This window comes from Bernardetia sp. ABR2-2B (assembly GCF_037126435.1).
Lineage (GTDB): Bacteria > Bacteroidota > Bacteroidia > Cytophagales > Bernardetiaceae > Bernardetia.
Window position 1 is genome coordinate 4,386,557 of sequence record NZ_CP147020.1, and the last position, 18,113, is coordinate 4,404,669.

The 18,113-nt window shown below is 32.8% G+C and carries 19 protein-coding genes; 12 read left to right on the plus strand and 7 right to left on the minus strand.

The features are described from left to right. Window positions 1–40 precede the first annotated feature (40 nt). The 3 genes from WAF17_RS18460 to WAF17_RS18470 all read left to right on the plus strand — a co-directional run bounded on the left by WAF17_RS18460 (window position 41) and on the right by WAF17_RS18470 (window position 2,483). Window positions 41–346 (plus strand): hypothetical protein, encoded by a 306-nt coding sequence (locus WAF17_RS18460; protein WP_338762861.1) that lies wholly within the window; start codon window positions 41–43, stop codon window positions 344–346. Between the two features lie 34 nt (window positions 347–380). Beyond that, on the plus strand, window positions 381–1,895 hold the full coding sequence (locus WAF17_RS18465; protein ID WP_338762863.1) for a GDSL-type esterase/lipase family protein: 1,515 nt from the start codon (window positions 381–383) through the stop codon (window positions 1,893–1,895). A gap of 87 nt (window positions 1,896–1,982) precedes the next feature. Continuing rightward, a complete protein-coding gene (locus WAF17_RS18470; RefSeq protein WP_338762865.1) occupies window positions 1,983–2,483 on the plus strand; it encodes a hypothetical protein in 501 nt (166 codons plus the stop codon). 154 nt (window positions 2,484–2,637) lie between these two features. Here WAF17_RS18470 and WAF17_RS18475 read toward each other — a convergent pair whose 3' ends face one another. Further along, on the minus strand, window positions 2,638–3,021 hold the full coding sequence (locus WAF17_RS18475) for a hypothetical protein (protein WP_338762869.1): 384 nt from the start codon (window positions 3,019–3,021) through the stop codon (window positions 2,638–2,640). A 264-nt stretch (window positions 3,022–3,285) separates the two neighbouring features. On the opposite strand from WAF17_RS18475, the gene WAF17_RS18480 reads away from it, so the two are divergent. From WAF17_RS18480 to mscL, 4 genes are all read left to right on the plus strand, one after another. Next, complete coding sequence (locus WAF17_RS18480; RefSeq protein ID WP_338762872.1) at window positions 3,286–3,885, plus strand: NifU family protein; 600 nt, start codon at window positions 3,286–3,288, stop codon at window positions 3,883–3,885. Between the two features lie 214 nt (window positions 3,886–4,099). Further along, a complete protein-coding gene (locus tag WAF17_RS18485; RefSeq protein WP_338762875.1) occupies window positions 4,100–4,681 on the plus strand; it encodes a sigma-70 family RNA polymerase sigma factor in 582 nt (193 codons plus the stop codon). Window positions 4,682–4,752: 71 nt separating this feature from the next. After that, window positions 4,753–5,400, plus strand: a complete 648-nt coding sequence (locus WAF17_RS18490) for a hemolysin III family protein (RefSeq protein WP_338762878.1) — start codon at window positions 4,753–4,755, stop codon at window positions 5,398–5,400. A 199-nt stretch (window positions 5,401–5,599) separates the two neighbouring features. Further along, window positions 5,600–6,094: a large-conductance mechanosensitive channel protein MscL gene (mscL, locus tag WAF17_RS18495; RefSeq protein ID WP_338762880.1), complete on the plus strand. Its 495-nt coding sequence runs from the start codon at window positions 5,600–5,602 to the stop codon at window positions 6,092–6,094. A gap of 15 nt (window positions 6,095–6,109) precedes the next feature. Here the strand turns inward: mscL and WAF17_RS18500 are convergent, their stop codons facing one another. The 6 genes from WAF17_RS18500 to WAF17_RS18525 all read right to left on the minus strand — a co-directional run bounded on the left by WAF17_RS18500 (window position 6,110) and on the right by WAF17_RS18525 (window position 11,554). After that, window positions 6,110–6,655 carry a GNAT family N-acetyltransferase gene (locus tag WAF17_RS18500; RefSeq protein WP_338762882.1) on the minus strand — a complete coding sequence of 182 codons (546 nt, stop codon included), beginning with the start codon at window positions 6,653–6,655 and terminating at the stop codon, window positions 6,110–6,112. Window positions 6,656–6,723: 68 nt separating this feature from the next. Continuing rightward, complete coding sequence (locus WAF17_RS18505) at window positions 6,724–8,595, minus strand: sodium:solute symporter family protein (RefSeq protein WP_338762884.1); 1,872 nt, start codon at window positions 8,593–8,595, stop codon at window positions 6,724–6,726. 135 nt (window positions 8,596–8,730) lie between these two features. Beyond that, a complete protein-coding gene (locus WAF17_RS18510; RefSeq protein ID WP_338770215.1) occupies window positions 8,731–9,702 on the minus strand; it encodes a glycosyltransferase family 2 protein in 972 nt (323 codons plus the stop codon). Between the two features lie 24 nt (window positions 9,703–9,726). Next, a complete protein-coding gene (locus WAF17_RS18515; RefSeq protein WP_338762887.1) occupies window positions 9,727–10,167 on the minus strand; it encodes a hypothetical protein in 441 nt (146 codons plus the stop codon). A 24-nt stretch (window positions 10,168–10,191) separates the two neighbouring features. After that, entirely contained in the window at window positions 10,192–10,620 is a 429-nt protein-coding gene (locus tag WAF17_RS18520; RefSeq protein WP_338762890.1) for a hypothetical protein, read from the minus strand. A 91-nt stretch (window positions 10,621–10,711) separates the two neighbouring features. Continuing rightward, the gene (locus WAF17_RS18525) at window positions 10,712–11,554 is read right to left on the minus strand and encodes an alpha/beta hydrolase-fold protein (RefSeq protein WP_338762892.1); all 843 of its coding nucleotides are present in this window, start codon (window positions 11,552–11,554) and stop codon (window positions 10,712–10,714) included. Window positions 11,555–11,628: 74 nt separating this feature from the next. Here WAF17_RS18525 and WAF17_RS18530 point away from each other — a divergent pair, with 74 nt between their 5' ends. From WAF17_RS18530 to rpsA, 5 genes are all read left to right on the plus strand, one after another. Next, complete coding sequence (locus WAF17_RS18530; protein ID WP_338762894.1) at window positions 11,629–13,101, plus strand: aldehyde dehydrogenase family protein; 1,473 nt, start codon at window positions 11,629–11,631, stop codon at window positions 13,099–13,101. An 86-nt stretch (window positions 13,102–13,187) separates the two neighbouring features. Continuing rightward, window positions 13,188–13,796 carry an HAD family hydrolase gene (locus WAF17_RS18535; RefSeq protein WP_338762897.1) on the plus strand — a complete coding sequence of 203 codons (609 nt, stop codon included), beginning with the start codon at window positions 13,188–13,190 and terminating at the stop codon, window positions 13,794–13,796. A gap of 39 nt (window positions 13,797–13,835) precedes the next feature. After that, window positions 13,836–15,128 carry a serine hydrolase gene (locus WAF17_RS18540; RefSeq protein ID WP_338762900.1) on the plus strand — a complete coding sequence of 431 codons (1,293 nt, stop codon included), beginning with the start codon at window positions 13,836–13,838 and terminating at the stop codon, window positions 15,126–15,128. A 205-nt stretch (window positions 15,129–15,333) separates the two neighbouring features. After that, window positions 15,334–15,852, plus strand: coding sequence for a gamma carbonic anhydrase family protein (locus WAF17_RS18545; RefSeq protein WP_338762902.1), 519 nt, complete (start codon window positions 15,334–15,336; stop codon window positions 15,850–15,852). A 280-nt stretch (window positions 15,853–16,132) separates the two neighbouring features. Then, window positions 16,133–17,971 carry a 30S ribosomal protein S1 gene (gene rpsA / locus WAF17_RS18550; RefSeq protein ID WP_338762905.1) on the plus strand — a complete coding sequence of 613 codons (1,839 nt, stop codon included), beginning with the start codon at window positions 16,133–16,135 and terminating at the stop codon, window positions 17,969–17,971. The last annotated feature ends 142 nt before the right edge of the window (window positions 17,972–18,113 follow it).

Genomic DNA, 18,113 nt, shown 5'->3' on the forward strand with positions numbered 1-18,113 from the left:
CAAAGAATATATGATATTTTTTTCTAAACTAAATCGTGAAATGGGATATAAACAAAGCAAAGATACTCCTTCAATGGAAAGAGAACTAAATTATCTTTTAGGAGATCTCTGTATAAAATGGGGATTTTGTATTCCTCCAGATGATTGGTCTGAAATTTCAAAAATGGAATATTATATGGCTGAAAATTTCGCAAAAGATGTTGTTGAAGCAGAAGGAATGAACCCAAATGAAGAACATAAGTGGGTACGAGATATAGCCAAAAGATTCAGAGAACGATTTGGAAGTAATGAAATTGATATTGAAACCTTTGAAGATAGGATAAGAGGTAAAGTAGAAAAATGGTAAATATTATAGTAGCTAAACTTATCAAAAAATTTCAATGAAAGAAAAATCAGTAGAACCTTTACGCCCTCTTACACTTCTTTTTTACATTACTTGTATTTCACTTGTAATAATGGTTCTTTCGCCTGTCGAAATCTCTATGAGTGAGGGTTTTACAATGAATGTTTTTACGCTTGATGATTTGAGTCCACTTGCTGATACTACTCAAAAAAAGGAGTTAGATTTTATTGCAGATATTCAAGATAAAGTAGAGAATGCCGAAAACTTAACTACGGATACTTTAGAACTTACAAAAGAGGATTCGTTGCAGTTTGCTAATGTAGAAGATACCGTTTTGCAAGAGGAGCGTTATGAGCCTGTTGTTCCTGCTCGTCAGGCAATAGAGTTTCCACCTCAAAACCCTGATGCGCTCAATTCTTTTTTTGCTTCTCTTCAATCCCTTTCTAAAAAACCTAATTTGATTCGAATTCTTCATTATGGAGATTCTCAGATTGAAGGCGACCGTATTAGTTCGTATTTGAGAGGACGTTTTCAGCATCGTTTTGGTGGTTGTGGAGTGGGTCTTGTTCCTGTTTATGTTCGTGGAAATGTTCGTGCTACACTTTTTACAAGCTATTCTCCTAACTGGACAAAGTATGCCTACATAGACCAAAAGAAAAAACCTCGTCATAATAAATTAGGTCTTCTGACAGAATACGACCGTTTTACAAACCCGACTGTTCATGATGATTCACTTCATGCAGAAATGAAACACGCTTGGGTTCGTTTTACAGACCCAAAATTAGGATATAAAAAAGCAACAAAGATTGAAAATGTGAAATTTATTTATCGCAATCCTTCTGCGCCTTTGGCTTTTCAATTGAATCTTAATGGAGACGAAGTAATTGATAAACAAGATTTACCAAAAAGTTCAACTTTGGCCATTCATAAAGTACCTTTAAAAACGAGTTTTAACAAAATACAAGTTCATTTAGGAAGTAAAGGAAATCCTGAAGTTTTGGGAGTTGCCTTTGATTGTAATACAGGAGTTGCTTTGGATAATGTTTCTATTCGTGGAAGTTCGGGTTTTGAAATTCCTCGCATCAATCGTGATTTTATGAAACAACAAGTTGATAAATTACAGGTAAAACTAATTGTAGTACAGTTTGGAGTAAATATTAGTGGAGAAGGAGATTATAGTCTTTCCTATTATGAACGAATGTTTTATCGTCAGTATAATTATTTAAAATCTTTGCATCCAGATGCTTGTGTTTTGGTGGTAAGTGTTTCGGATAGAGCTAGAAAAAAAGGAACTCGTTTTGAATCTTATCCAAGTGTGGAAATAATTAGAAAAGCTCAAAAGAATGCAGCTATGAAAGCAGGGTGTGCTTTTTGGGATTTGCGTGATGCTATGGGAGGACAAAATTCGATGAGTTCGTGGGTAAATAACAAACCTTCTTTAGCGCAAAGTGATTATACTCATTTTAATGCAAGAGGTGCAAAACTAGTGGGTGAGATGCTTTATAATGCAATCAATAATGCGTATGATGATTATAAAAAACAAATTCAGTAAAAAATATAATATAAGGGAGAAAATTCGTATCTTGAAAACACTTTATATACTCTACTGTTCATAGCTACTCACTATTTTTTTATTACCATGCAAGAATTAGAATATCCAATTTATGTTTTTAATAGACCTGTTAGGACGCCTATAAGTAAGTATAACCTTCACTTAGAGCTTGAAAAACTTAAAGACACAATGGAAAAATTGTCTTTCAAAAAAGAGCAAAAAGATTTAATTAGCTGTATTTTGGGTACTTATTTCAATGAGTTAGAGAACAGATCTAAAGAGTTGGAATATCAACTTATCAAACAAACCAAAACTTCGGCTGTATTTTATGTTTGGTGTAGTACAAAAGACTGTGAAGAACTTGTAGAAGCAGTCGAACATTGTAATCCTATGTATTTGAAAGGAGGAATTGATGCTCTTCTTCAACTTTTTACAGATACTTTTGATGCAGCCAAGCACCCTTTTCATACGTTACCAATGGCAAATATTGTCAAAGAAACACTCTCTCCAATAGAAGTAGAAAAAGAACAAACCAACGGACAAACAGGAATGACAAAATTCGTACATAAAATTAGGCTTGGAGTATGATAAATATGTTTGCTTAACAAGCAGACGAGTATGTAACTCTATTTTTCATTTCCTTAAGAAATCATTAAAATATAAAGCATAAAAAAAACCTTTTTTCAAAAGAAATAAGGTTTTTAGAAAGTCTTAGTTAGTTAAATTGTGATTATTGTTTTATCTATATAGCATAATCGCCTAATAAGGCAACTCCTATCATCAAAACAACTAACACAACTGCCATTACTGACATAGCACTCTTATAGTCAAATTTTTTCTTTAGAATAAATGCAAAAGAAGTAATCATTCCTACAGTAGCTCCTAATAAACCACCACCGACAGCAAAAAAGCCAATTCTACGTCCTAATTCTACTTCAGCATTTCCGACAATTGAATGAATAACAAATACTTCTAGTCCAATAGCTATTAGAAATACGATTAAACTTGTTAGCATAATACGCATTATAAATGCAGGAGCAACTCCTTTTCTAGGTTGAATTTCGGCTTGAGGTGTATTTTTAAGTTTTGCTTGAGCTTCTTTAATTGATTCTTGGTAAGTTTCCATAAAATAATGTTTTAGTTAAAAAAATAGATTAATGTAATTTCATTGTAACCTACTTATATAACATAAAAATATCTAAATTGTTTTGATAATTTCACTTTACTTGATTATTACAATTTTTTTAGATAGATTATCATTGTGCATTTAATTTTGGTTTGATTTTATGGTATCTTTGTAAAAAAAGATTTTAACAGAACTTAAATACTTATTTTTAGTTTCATAAGTATTCTATATAAAAATAAATTAACCAGTATAAAATCAATAAAAATGGCAGTAATTACAGATAATAATCGTGCGCCTCACGTACACATATATGTAGAAGAAAACCCAAATCCAAATTCAATGAAGTTTGTGATGAGTTTTATGCTTATGGCAGATGGAGTAGTAAAAGATTATGCAACAAAAGAAGATACAGATGACTCTCCTTTGGCTGCTGCGCTTTTTAATGAATTTGATTTTGTAGAAAGAGTATTTTTGAGTAAAAACTTTATTACAGTTACAAAAAAAGAAAATGTAGAATGGGTAGAAATTAATTCTATTATTCGCAATTATTTGAAAGATTATTTTGAAGCACAAAAACCTGTTTTTTCAGAAAATTTGCCTGATTCAAAAGTAGAACTGAACGATGACCCAACTATTGCAAGAATAAAAGATATTTTAGACCAATATATTCGTCCTGCTGTTGAGATGGATGGAGGAGCAATTTCTTTTTCTCAATTTAATAAAGAAACAGGAAAGCTAAGTGTTCTTTTACAAGGCTCTTGTAGTGGATGTCCGTCTTCTGCAATTACACTAAAGGCAGGAATTGAAAATCTTTTCAAGAATATGATGCCTGAAGTGAAAGAAGTAGTGGCTGAAAATGGCTAAGTCAGTTGCCAGTAAAGCAGTAACCAGTTACCAGTTTTGAATAATTTCTGTAGCTGACAGTTTCCAACTGTCAGAATATGAAATATTTTTGTTGTTGGTGTTTCAATACAGTAATACCAATAAAAAAATGAAAACACACATATTTACCAAGTTTATCCTATCCATTGCTTGTGTCTTCACGAGCGATAAAACAAAATAAAACAACTTATACTTTATGTCTAAATCACTTTCAGAAAAAGAGAAACTACATATTTTCAATACTGAATTTATGCCTCATGCAGATGCCATGTACAACTTTGCTTATAAGCTGACTTTTGCAGAAGACGATGCCAAAGATTTGGTTCAAGATGCTTATATGAAAGCATTTCGTTTTGCAGGTTCGTATGAAGTAGGTACAAATGCAAAGGCGTGGCTGTTTCGTATTCTGAAAAATAGTTTCATTAATAATTATAGAAAGAAAAGTAAAGAACCTTCAAAAGTAGATTACCAAGACGTAGAAAATTATTATAATTCGGCTTCGGTAGAAACTTCTGAAATGAATCATACCGTTGATTTGCGTACCTCAACGATGCAAAATAAGATTGGTGATGAAGTTACAGGAGCTTTAAATTCTTTGCCTGTCGATTTTCGTACTGTAATTATTCTCTGTGATTTGGAAGGATTTACGTACGAAGAAATGGCTGTGATTTTGGATATTCCTATCGGAACGGTACGTTCTCGTTTGCATAGAGCAAGAGGAGTTTTGAAGGAAAAACTCATCGAATATGCGAAACAATACGGTTTTGATGTCGATTAAAATTAGCCTAACGAAAAAACTTAACTCAATAATTTAGTACAAACAACAACCTTTTATAATAAAATAACGCCTTGACAACTCTAGAAAAATTACAAAAATTTAGCAACAAACATCAAGAACTTGCCAATACCATTACACATGGATTAGGTATTATTTTGAGTGTTATTGCTCTTACGCTCCTTGTTATTTGGGCAAGTGAAGCGCAAGATGTTTGGAAAATAATCAGTTTTTCCATTTTCGGAACTACACTTGTAGTGCTTTACACGGCTTCTACGCTCTATCATGGAGCAAGAACAGCTAAACTAAAAAAGTTTTTTGAAAGAATAGACCACATGGCAATTTATCTTCTTATTGCAGGGTCTTATACTCCCTTTACACTTGTTACGTTGCGTGGTGCTTGGGGTTGGACACTTTTTGGTGTCGTATGGGGAATTGCTCTTTTAGGAATTATTTATAAAATGTTCTTTTTAGGAAGGTGGAAACGTTTCTCTGTTATTCTTTATGTTTCGATGGGCTGGATGGCAGTAGTAGCAATACAACCTTTCTTTGAAAATCTACACACAGGAGGTCTTTTGCTGCTTGGAATAGGTGGACTTTCATACTCTCTAGGGGTAATCTTTTTTGTTTGGGAAAGACTTCCATTCAATCATGCCATTTGGCATTTATTTGTTTTGGGAGGAAGTGCTTGTCATTTTCTTGCTGTCGGGCTGTATGTATAAACAACAATTACGAATGTAAATTTCTGATTATAAGTTGATTAAAATACTAAAGTAGTAATTTATTCAATTTCAATTCCTAATTAAAAAAAAATACAGAAAACCAATTAAAATATTTACCTTTAAAATCCGAAAACTATAAAGAATAATTTTCGGATTTTTTTATGCAAGAAAGTAACTTTTGCATTTATTTAATTAACCATTGAACACTTACAAATTAATCATTGAAGACATGGGTTTCATCAAAGAATTTAAAGATTTTGCAGTCAAAGGAAATGTTATGGATTTGGCTGTCGGTGTGATTATTGGAGCAGCTTTTGGTAAAATTGTAACCTCTCTTGTCAATGATATTATTATGCCTCCTATCGGAATCATCACTGGAGGAATTGATTTTGCAAATCTAAAATTCGTACTCAAAGAAGCAGTTGTAGATGGTACAGGAAAAGTAGTACAAGAAATGGTTTCTATCAATTATGGCAGTTTTATCAATATTACCATTCAGTTTTTGATAATTGCAATGTGTGTTTTTGTGATTGTAAAAGCCTTCAACTCACTCAAAAACAAAGCTGAAGACCCAAAAAATGAAGAAGCTCCCACTCCAAAAGATATTTTACTTCTGACAGAAATTAGAGATTTATTGAAAGGGGAAGTTCCTCAAATAATTGAGGAAGAACAAAACCCTGCTAATGAAGATTAAAACTAGACTTATTAGTTAGACCACAAACTCATAATAAACATATTCCTTATGAATATAATCTCCTTCACTTTTCTGAAATCCTGCTCTCCGAAGCAGTTCAACAGTTGCAGTATTATCTTTTGTGGTATAAGAAAGGATATACGTTTTTCCTAATTGATTGATGATAGCCTCCTTAAACGTTTCGATGGCTTCTAAAGTATAGTATTTTTCTCGGTGTTTTTCTGTTGTAGCAAAGCCAATGGTGCAGCGTTTGTGATTATCGTTTATTGTTTCTTTACTCAAGTCATAGAGATTAAAGACACCAATATACTCTCCTGTTTTTTTGTCTTTATAAAACCAATCTGCAGCTCCTCTTTTGAAAGAATATTGAGCAAAATTGAGTTGGTAATCTATATATTCTTCCAGTTGGTCTATTGATTTATAATCATTCATTACAAAAATACTCTTGTCTTTTTCAAACATAGAGAGTAGTTTTCTGTAATTCTTCCAATCTAGTTGTTCATATTCTAATCGTTCAGAATCTTTTAAAATAGGTAGTGTAATGGGAATAGAATTTATCATCTTTATTTATTTTGATAAACGAAATATCTGTTATCCTAAATATAACTATTTCAGAGCAAAATCGTTTTTCATTCTTCCGAAATTTTCTTTACAAGCCAGTTTATAGCCAAAATACTTCCTACAAAAACACCCAAAGAAATTCCAAAAGATGTCCATTTAGAAAAAATAGCATAACCGATTCCAAACAAAAAGCTATATCCTAAAGCAATTCCGACAAACCAAGCTGCAATCATATAAGGCAGACTATTTTTTGGTTTTGGTAATTTCAATGATTCTCTAATAGGTTTCCAACTTCCCTGTGGGCGTACCCTCTCATAGAATTTCTGTAATGTTTGCTCATCAGTTGGTTTTGTGAAGAGCGTAACCAAAACCCAAGAAATTGTTGTGAATCCTAAAATAAAAAACAATGAATAAGGAGATTCGATTTGAATACTACTAACTATCTGGTTATATTTTTCAGTCTGAATAACTAATTTTTCATAATCTGTAATAGAAACATTATCAAATACCTGACTTGTATGAAAAAAGCCACTATTCCAAATACGAATAAAAATAATTCCAACAATAGGAGCAATCGTCGCTGTAAGTTCACTAAAAACATTTATTCTCCACCAATACCAACGCAAAATCAAAACTGCTCCCAAACCTGCACCTGCTTCAATCAAAAATTCAAAAGCATCTTTAAGAGAAGTTACTTGTGTGGTGGCAAAAAGTCCGAAGAGCATAATAAAAAGTGTTGCTACTCTTGAAACAGTTACTAATTCTTTCGAACTTGCTTTTGGCTTATAAAAACGCTGATACAAATCATTGACTAAATAACTTGCCCCCCAGTTGAGTTGTGTAGAAATCGTACTCATATAAGCAGCAAAAAAAGCAACTAATAAAAGTCCACGCCAACCAGCAGGTAAAAACTCCTTCATTGCCATCACATAACCCAAGCCTTCTTTTCCCTCAGCAGGATTGGGATATAAAATAATTGCAGCAAGTGCCACCAAAATCCAAACCCAAGGACGCAAACCATAATGAGCCAACTGAAAAAACAATGTCGCTTTGAAAGCATGTTCTTCATCTTTAGCAGACATCATTCGCTGAACGACATAGCCACCTCCCCCCGGTTCTGCCCCTGGATACCAACTCGCCCACCACTGAACGCCCACATAAGCGAAAAAAGTAGCCAAACTAATGGTAAGCATCTGAACGCCATTTTGTAAAATTTCTGAACCGTTAGATTCTCCAAAATCGATATAAGGGAAAAAGTTAAGTGTACTCTCAGGTAGCTTTTCTACCAAACCCTCTATTCCCCCAATCTTTGGGCTATCCAAAACCAAATAAGTAAGGACAATACAACCTGTCATTGCCAAAACAAACTGAACCACATCAGTAATAGCAACGCCCAAAAGACCTGAAAGACTAGAATAAATAACCACAATTACCATTGCAGCAGCTACATAGAAAATGGTTTGTTCTTCTGGAATATCAAAAAATACGTGTAAAAGGGCTGCTAGAGCAAAATTTACCCAAGCAATAATGACAGCATTAAAAAAAAGTCCTAAATAAACAGCACGAAAACCACGTAAAAACTCTGCTAGTTTGCCAGAATAACGCAATTCTATAAGCTCCAAATCAGTTATAACTTTTGCCTTTCGCCACAGACGAGCAAAAAGAAATGTGGTAAGCATTCCTCCAATAAGTCCGTTCCACCAAAGCCAGTTTCCACTAATTCCATTTTTCACTACTAATTCGGTAACCAAAAGAGGCGTATCGGCTGCAAACGTAGTAGCTACCATCGAAGTACCTGCCACCCACCAAGGAAGATTACGACCTCCCAAGAAAAAATCTTCAGTAGATTTACTAGCTTTTTTAGTATAATAAATTCCAATTCCTAAAGTGAGAAGTAAAAAGGAAATAATGATGAGCCAGTCGGCAAGTTCAAGTATCATGTTAAGAAAGGTAGGGGAAAGGCACGCCTTTTCCTAAAGTAAAGAAGTATCATAAAAATAATCTGAAAGATACAGACTAAAAAAGAGATAAAAAAATGTTTGTTCTGAGTTGTTGTTGAGGTCTGAAAAATACAATTACTTCAATTTCTCTATAAAACTCTTTCCTATCAAAATTTTTATTCCCAAAATAATTGTATTTTTATTGTATCCTAAATACGAAACCATTTTTTTCCAATACTCAAAGGCTTGTTTTCTGTTTTTATCGATGTAGGAATGAACGGCGCAAAACTGATACGAATTACCTTTTAAAATGGTAAGTTCATCACTAGAAAGAGAGAGATTTTTTTCTAAAAAAGTAGTAGCTTCTAATCTTGCCAAAATAACCTTTTGATTGTCTGCCATCGAACGGTTGGGATGGTCATTTACTGTAATCGTAGTTTTATCAATAACATAAATTGGAATCTTGTGAATAAATAAATTTCTAAACAAAAAAATCCAATCCTCACAGATATTAAATTCAGTTGGAAATGGCTTTAAGCCTTCTTTGCTTTCAATTAATTTTCTATCAAAACAAACCAATGTTCCAAAATAAGAACCTTCTAGAATTAATTTGTAATCATAAAAACCTTCTTTGAGATGTGCAATGTGAGAAGGAAATATTTTATTTTCTCCATTAACTTTTGCTTCAAACTCAAATTTTGTAGCTAAAAACTGTGCTGTCGGATTTTGTTTTATAGCACCATAAAGCGTTTGTAAATGATGCGATTGCATAAAATCATCCGAATCAAAGAAGAGAATATAATTTCCTTTTGCCTTTGAAATGCCAAAATTTCGTGCTACCGAACGCTCTTCATTCTCTTTTTGAAAATACCTTAAACGAGGTTCAAAATTATCAGAATTTTCATCTAAATAAGTTTTTTCAATAATTTCTTTTGTGTTGTCTGTACTGCCATCATCTACTACAATTACTTCATAAGAAATTCTATCTCCCTCTAATTCTGAATCAAAATTTTGATTAAAAATAGAATTTAAAGTAGCTACAATCAAATTTGCACGATTGTAGGTAGGAACGACGACAGAAAAAAAAGGATTTTTGATAATACAGATAAAAGTTAAAACCTAACACAAAAACTAGTTATTAGCAATAATAGCGAGTAAAATTACTATTAAAATTAGAGGAATAAAAATTAAACCTCCTACAACTAATAAAATACCAAGCAGCGTTTCTCCCATTGCAAGAGCAATAATTCCTCCTATCAAACTTCCTAAAATCAATAAAACTGAAAGTAAGGCAGCAATAGCAAGTCCGATTCCATCTTCCAGAATAGATCTTTTGTTTTTAGCTTGTTTTTTTTGTGCTTTTTTGATTTTCTTTTTGACAAGTTTTAAAGCTAATCGTTCTTTGAAATTGAGTTTTTGTTTTTTAGGTGGAACTAAATTGTTTCTTTGAGAAATGATTTTAGTATTTGACGTTTCTTTTTTAGGCAAAATTTCTGATTTGCTTTCACTAGCAAATGAAGCAAAAAACAGTATTGAAAAAATAGAGAATAATAGTAATATTTTTTGCTTCATAGTTATAGTAAATTTAAAAATAATTTATCCTATCAGAGCAATGACTAAAATGATAGGAACAGCAATCAGTCCAAGAAGAAGTAATAAAATTCCTAGTAAAACTTCTCCCATAGCAAAGGCGATAATTCCACCAATAACACCAAGTAAAATAAACAATACTGAAATCAAGATAGTACCAACAGCATTTGCTATGCTTTTATTCTTCTTGACTTTTTTAGTTTTAGCTTGTTTTTTCTGTGCTTTTTTGATTTTCTTTTTGACAAGTTTTAAAGCTAATCGTTCTTTGAAATTAAGTTTTTTCTGTTTTTTTGTGGAGGTAGCTTTTGATTTTTCTAATATGACTGAATTTGTAACAGTTTTTTCCTGAATAGAAGGTTTAGAATCACTTTCACTAGCAAAAGTACAGAATGACAAAAAGAAAAATAGAAGAGTAATAAAATAAGTAGTTTTCATAGTAGTCAAGTAAAATGTAAAAATTGTATTTGACTTTTTAGATGTTACTTTTTATAAAAACGTTGTTTTAGTTAATTTAAATTAAGGATTTTTAATTTTCGCCGTTGTTGGTGTCCTTACCAATGAAACAGCCAAATAACCACTTCCACATCTGTCCATCTTCATAAGCAGGTTTCCAACTACCATGTCTTACTTTCTCATATTCTGTATAATGAACATCTTCGTTTCCTGCTTTTTTGAGTGTTTCTACCATATTTCGGCTGCGCTGTGGTTTTACGGTTTGGTCTAATGCTCCATGAAATACCCAAGTAGGCATACTTTTTAAAGAATCGGCTGTTTTTTCATCTGCACCTCCACAAATGGGAACAATTGCAGCAAACTTTTTTGGAAAACGAGCTGCCAAATCCCAAGTTCCATATCCTCCCATAGATAATCCTGTAAGATAAATTCTAGTCGAATCTATTGGTAACTCATTTTCTAATTCTTCCAAAAGCTCACACGTCAAGTCCATATATTTGCTCATTTTTTTGGGTTGAGTATGCGAATCTGCTGACCAATCTACTTCTACCCATTTATTATTTTTTTCGCATTGAGGAACAAGCACAAAACACTCATAGTCATCTCTGTTTTTTTCTTGTAATGCCCACGCTCCTATATGTTTGACTGTAAGCGAACTGTCGCCACGTTCTCCTGCACCATGAAGAAATAGAACTAAAGGATATTTCTTGTTTTTATCATAATCTTTTTTATAATTTTTCGGAAAAAGTAAACGATAACGCATAGAATCCGTTTGAGTAGTAGAGACGAACAGTTTATGTTCGAAAAGTTCGTATCTTAGCTTATCCGAATTGGTTTTTTGTCCGTAAGAAGATGAAGCCAACACCAAAATAAGCATACACACAAAGACACTAAAAGAATATATTTTATTTTTCATAGAAATTAGTAGTTAAACCCTTAGGGTTTCTGAAAACCCTAAGGGTTTGGAAATTCTTACAATTTTACAAAATTATGAGCGAAATTCAAGCCGAAAACGTATCTATTGCAGGTCAAAATTCAGAATCAAAAGAAGATTTTAAAAAACATATAGACGAAATTTTTGAAGCACAACAAAACAATCGTTGGGCAGTAGCCAAAACAACTACAAAAGAGCGTATCGAAAAACTAAAGCGTTTGCAAGATGCTCTCTTTAATTACCGTGCAGCATTTCATAACTCGCTTCGTCAAGATTTTGGAAAGCCAGAAGCAGAAACTGATTTATCAGAAATTTATCCTACTTCAAATGAAATAAAACACGCTATTTCGAATCTTGAGAAATGGATGAAAGATGAATCTGTAAGCACTCCAGTAGCTCTCTTGGGTTCTAAGTCTTATATTCGTTATGAGCCGAAAGGAGTTTGTTTGATTATTGCGCCTTGGAATTACCCAGTTAATTTGATTCTAATTCCTCTTGTTTCAGCAATTGCAGCAGGTAATTGTGCTATCTTGAAGCCTTCTGAGTACACGCCACACACCAATGCAATCATGAAGCAGCTTATCAAAGAAGTTTTTGCTGAAAACGAAGTGGCTTTTGTAGAAGGCGAAGTAGAAGTATCTAAATATTTGACTGAGCAGCCTTTTGACCATATTTTCTTCACAGGAAGTACAGCCGTAGGAAAGTCAGTTATGAAAGCTGCTGCTGAAAATCTAACTTCTGTAACACTAGAACTTGGTGGAAAGTCGCCAGTTATTGTTGATGAGACTTCGAATATTAAAGAAGCTGCCAAAAAAATCGTTTGGGGTAAATTCTTAAATGCAGGTCAGACATGTATTGCTCCTGATTACGTATTGGTTCATGAAGATATTGAACACGAACTTATCCAACAAATGCTCAAGTATTTGAGTGAGTTTTATGGTCAGTCTTCGGGAGAGCGTTTGGATTCTCCAGATTATGCAAGAATTATCAATGGAAAACAATACAAAGCACTCGTTGAGCTTATCGGAAAAGCAAAAGGACAAGGTGCAGTCATTCATACTGGGGGAACAGTCGTAGAAGAACAAAACTATATTGCTCCAACAATTATGTCAGAAGTTCCGTTGGATTCGGAAGTGATGCAACAAGAAATTTTTGGTCCTATTATGCCAGTTATTCGTTATAAATATCTTAATGATGCTTTGGATTTAATCAACAAAAAAGATAAGCCGTTAGCATTATATCTCTTCTCACAAGAGCGTGAAACTATTGAAAATGTACTTTCTTCTACCTCTTCTGGTGGCGTTTGTATTAATGATACAGTGATTCATTATTTTCAACATAATTTACCTTTTGGTGGTGTAAATCATAGTGGAATCGGAAAAGCACATGGTATTTTTGGTTTTAAGTCATTTTCTAATGAACGTGCTGTTTTAGAGCAACCTACTCGTTTTAGCGCACCTCAACTGATGTATCCTCCTTACAAATCAGAAGTAAAATCACTTATTGATTTTACTGTAAAATGGATTTAATGTAGCTGACACTTTCCAAGTGTCAGAAATATAGATAAACCTATTCTTTCTTTTTTGAAGGAATAGGTTTTTTTGTACATTTGAGAATGACTAATATTAAAACAATAGTTTTTGATTTATACAATACTTTGATTGAAATAAAAGAGCCTAGTAATTTCTTTCTAAAGTTATTCAGAACTTCCAAAAATGGGTTTGATTTGGAAGTAAAAGCATATTTACGACTTATTATGACCGTAGATATTGATGAACTAATGGATGTTTTACCAAGTGAGTTTGAAAATTTATATAATGAAAATAGGCATACTTTAGAGAGTGAATTACGTTCAGTTGTTGTTTATGAAGAAGTTATTGATATGCTTGAAGAGTTGAAAAAAGATTTTACTATTTTCTTGATTTCAAATTTAGCATCTCCTTACAAAGAGCCTACTTTTAAATTCGGTTTGGATAAATTTTTTGATAAAATGATATTTTCTAGTGATTATGGCTATGTGAAGCCTAATCAAGAAATATTTAAAGAAATAGAAATAATTGCTAAAAACAATCCTAATGAAATTTTGATGATTGGGGATTCTTTTAAATCAGATATTGTAGGAGCAAATACTATGGGATGGAATTATTTGCAAATAAAAAGAGATGGCAATATTTTAAAAGATTATGAAATCCAAAACTTAACTGAAATAAGAAAATTTATCTAAATTTGATGTTACATTATACAATCAAACTTATCTACTCCAATGCTACAAAAAACGCTATACTTTATCTTCATAATTGCATTTTTATTCTCTTGTACATCAAATACAGAAACAAAAGAAATTGTATCAACTCCAAAGGAAGAAACTACAAACTACGATAATCAGATAACTCAAATTAATGATGTGGCAAATCGCTATCTTGATTTAGGGCGTTTTAGTGGTACACTATTGATTGCTCAAAATGACTCTATTATCTTTAATAAAAGCTATGGTTTGGCAGATTATAAAACAGTCAAAGAATTTACAGACAGTACAGCCTTCAAAGTGGGGCATCTTTCTGAGCTTTTTACAGAAGCTATTATTAGAGATATGACAGAACAAGATTTGCTAAAATTGAATGAAAAAGTAACAACATATATTCCTCAAATAAAACAGGATTTTACAGTCGAAGAGCTATTAAATCATAAATCAAACCTTCAAACGATTGCCCAAATACAAGAATCGAATTCAAATAAAGCCTATTCATTGATTGATTATGTAAACTTATCAAAATCAAATAATCAAGAGAACAAAGTAACAGAAACTCAATCTGAATTAGATTATAATATTTTAGGATTAATTATTGAAAAAATCACGAACAAAACATTTTCAGAAGTTTTGGAAGACTATGCTCAAAAATGGAATTTAGAAAGCACTTACCTTCAAAAAACAGATACGACACATCTAGCCATTGGTTATTTATTCTATAATTATCGCAATCAAGGACTGAAAATAACGCCTTCGCCAAAGTATCAAGACAGTATGGCTTTTAGTAGTAGAGGAATTAAATCGACAGCAAAAGATGTTTTAAAGTTTGCGAATAATTTTGAAAATCAAAGCTTTGATGTAGAAGGATATTTGATGAATGACGGCTTTAGTTATTCGCTCAAAAAGGACACAGAAAAGCAACAAACAATTCTTATTTTGAGCAACCGTAAGCATCCAGTAGCAAGAGAAATGTCTGAAAGTATTGAAAAAATATTGGATAATGAAGAATATGAACTTCCTTTGCTGCGTCAAGAAATAGCTATTAATCCAAGTTTATTAAAAGAATATGAAGGAGTTTATGCCATGAACGAAAACATGAATCTGACTTTTGTAGCTGAAAGAGATAGTTTGTTTGTAGTCATGGGAGAAAACAAAGTAGAGCTAAAACCACAATCTGAAAATCAGTTTTTTATGAATGAGAGTGATGCTTCTATTCGTTTTGAGAGAGATGAGAATAATAAGGTCTCGAAAGCTATTTTGTTAGATGGTTTCTTGACAGGAAATACAATTTTGAAAGTTGAGGAATAGTTCATACTTTGAAAGTAAGTGTATTATTTAAGAAGTTGTTTAAGAATGTGAATTCTTCCATAGAATTGGGTTTGTAAATCCAATTCTACGGAAAAATAACCCAGCCTTTGTTGGTGTTTTAGCATAGCGACACCAACAAATAAACGTACAAAACCTATTCTTAAACAACTTCTAAGCAATTTCAAACCTCTAAAAATAAAAAAAAATGGCTTTAATTCTTCCTGTTCGTGGTTTTTCTCCAAAATTTGGTAAAGATTGTTTTCTTGCTCCTAATGCAACTATTGTAGGAGAAGTAGAAATGGGCGATAATTGTAGTGTGTGGTTTAGTGCTGTCGTTCGTGGCGATGTAAATTATATCAAAATTGGTCATCATACCAACATTCAAGACAACGCCACTATTCATGGAACTTATGAAACTGCTCCGACAACTATCGGAAATTATGTAAGTATTGGACATAATGCCATTGTTCATGGCTGTACGATTGAAGATAATGTTTTGATAGGAATGGGTGCAAGATTAATGGACGGTGTGATTGTCAGAACTGGAAGTATTGTAGCAGCAGGTGCAGTAGTTTTGGAGGGAACAGAGATTGAAAGTGGGTTTATTTATGCTGGAGTACCTGCAAAAAAAGTAAAGCCAATTGGAGAAAGAGGAGAAATGCTAGAGCGAATTGCGAATAATTATATTAAATATTCTGGTTGGTTTATGGAAGATAAGAAATAATAAAACAATCAAAATTTCCTTTTCCTATCAAAAGTTCTTATCTTTGTAACTCATTTTCAGATAGATATGTAAAATTCTGTAAATCAATAACTTACTAGGTTTTGGTTTGAGTTTTATCTCTTCTTAAAAATGAATTTTATTCAAATTATTTTATCACAGTTAAGAAACACCTTATAAGCATAATTTCTTTTATTTAGTTTTATCAAATTAATTAAAAAAAATGCTACAAAGGCAGGCACTCAGACAAGCCTGAAAGTAATTGTCATTTTTATTTTATTATATGAGTAATTCAAACACTTCAGCAGGCGAAATCAATTGGGAAGAATTAGAGTCTAACAAAACAGGCTTTGGTGCTGGCTACAAGGATTCACGCCAACAAGAACTAGCAGACCTTTACGAAGAAACTCTTACTGAGTTTTCAGAAAACGAACTTGTTACAGGTACAATCGTAGGTGTTACAGACCGTGAAGCTATCGTAAATATCGGTCATAAATCAGACGGACTTGTATCTCTTTCAGAATTTAGAGATTTACCAGAGCTTAAAGCTGGTGACCAAGTAACGGTTTATGTAGAGAAACAAGAAGACGCAAACGGACAAATTTTACTTTCTCGTCGTAAGGCAATGGCTCTTCAGGCGTGGAAAAAAATTGAGCAGTCGCATCAAGGCGACGAAGTTATCGAAGGAGTTATCAAACGCCGTACAAAAGGTGGTTTGATTGCAGATATTTTCGGTATTGAAGCATTTTTACCAGGTTCACAAATTGACGTTAAGCCAATTCGTGATTTTGATGTATATGTCGATAAGAAAATGGAATTGAAAGTTGTCAAAATCAATTATGCAAATGACAACGTAGTAGTTTCTCATAAAGTTCTTATTGAGAAAGACCTTGAAAAACAACGTTTACAAATCCTTGACAACCTTGAAAGAGGACAAGTATTGGAAGGTGTGGTTAAAAATATCACTAACTTTGGTGCTTTTGTTGATTTGGGTGGTGTAGATGGATTACTTCACATTACTGATATTTCTTGGGGACGTATTTCTCATCCAAACGAAATATTAGAATTAGACCAAAAACTCAATGTTGTTGTTCTTGATTTTGATGAAGATAAAAAACGTATTTCATTAGGTATGAAACAACTTCAAGAGCATCCTTGGGATTCGCTTGAGGCAAGTTTAGAAGTAGGTACAAAAGTAAACGGACGTATTGTGAATGTTGCTGATTATGGTGCATTCTTAGAAATCAAACCAGGTGTTGAAGGTTTGATTCACGTTTCTGAAATGTCTTGGTCGCAGCACTTGCGTAACCCACAAGAATTTTTGAGTATCAATGATACAGTAGATGCAGTTATCTTGACAATTGACCGTGAAGAACGCAAAATGTCATTAGGTATCAAACAACTTACTGAAGATCCTTGGACAAAAGAAGAAGTTAAAACAAAATATGCTTCTGGAGAGCGTCATACAGGAACAGTTCGTAACCTTACTAACTATGGTTTATTCTTAGAATTGGAAGAAGGAATTGATGGACTTGTTCATATTTCTGACCTTTCTTGGACTCGTAAATTCAAACACCCATCTGAATTTATTAAAGTAAACGAAAAATTAGAAGTTCAAGTATTAGAACTTGATACAGAACAACGTCGTTTGGCTCTTAGTCATAAGCACATGGAAGAAAATCCTTGGGATACTTTCGAAACTATCTTTACGCCAAACAGTGTACACAAAGGTACTTTAGTAAACAGAAATGATAAAGGAGCAAATATCGAACTTCCTTATGGTGTTCAAGGTTTCTCTTCTACAAAACACCTTACTTTGGAAGAAACAGGCAAAACTGCTGAAGTTGGAAACAACATTGACTTCAAAGTAGTAGAGTTTTCTAAAGACGAGCAACGCATTATCCTTTCTCACGTAGCTACTTACCGTAGTGGAAAAGACGAAACTGCTGCTCCAGCGAAAGCTAAGAAAGCAAAAGCTTCAAAAGGAGAGGCTAGTAAAGAAACTGCTTCAAAATCTAAAGACATGAAAAAATCTAAAGATTTAGAAACTACTAGTTCATTAGGAGATAATTCTGCACTTTCTCAGTTGAAAGACGATATGAAAGGCGACGAAAGTAAATAATTTATTCGTGTAGAATAATATATTTCTTTTAACGAAAAAACCCTTATTTCTTTATTGAAATAAGGGTTTTTGTGTTTTGCATTACTTCTAACTTCTGAAATCTATGCTGTTGTTGGTGTTTTAGCGATAGCGACACCAACAA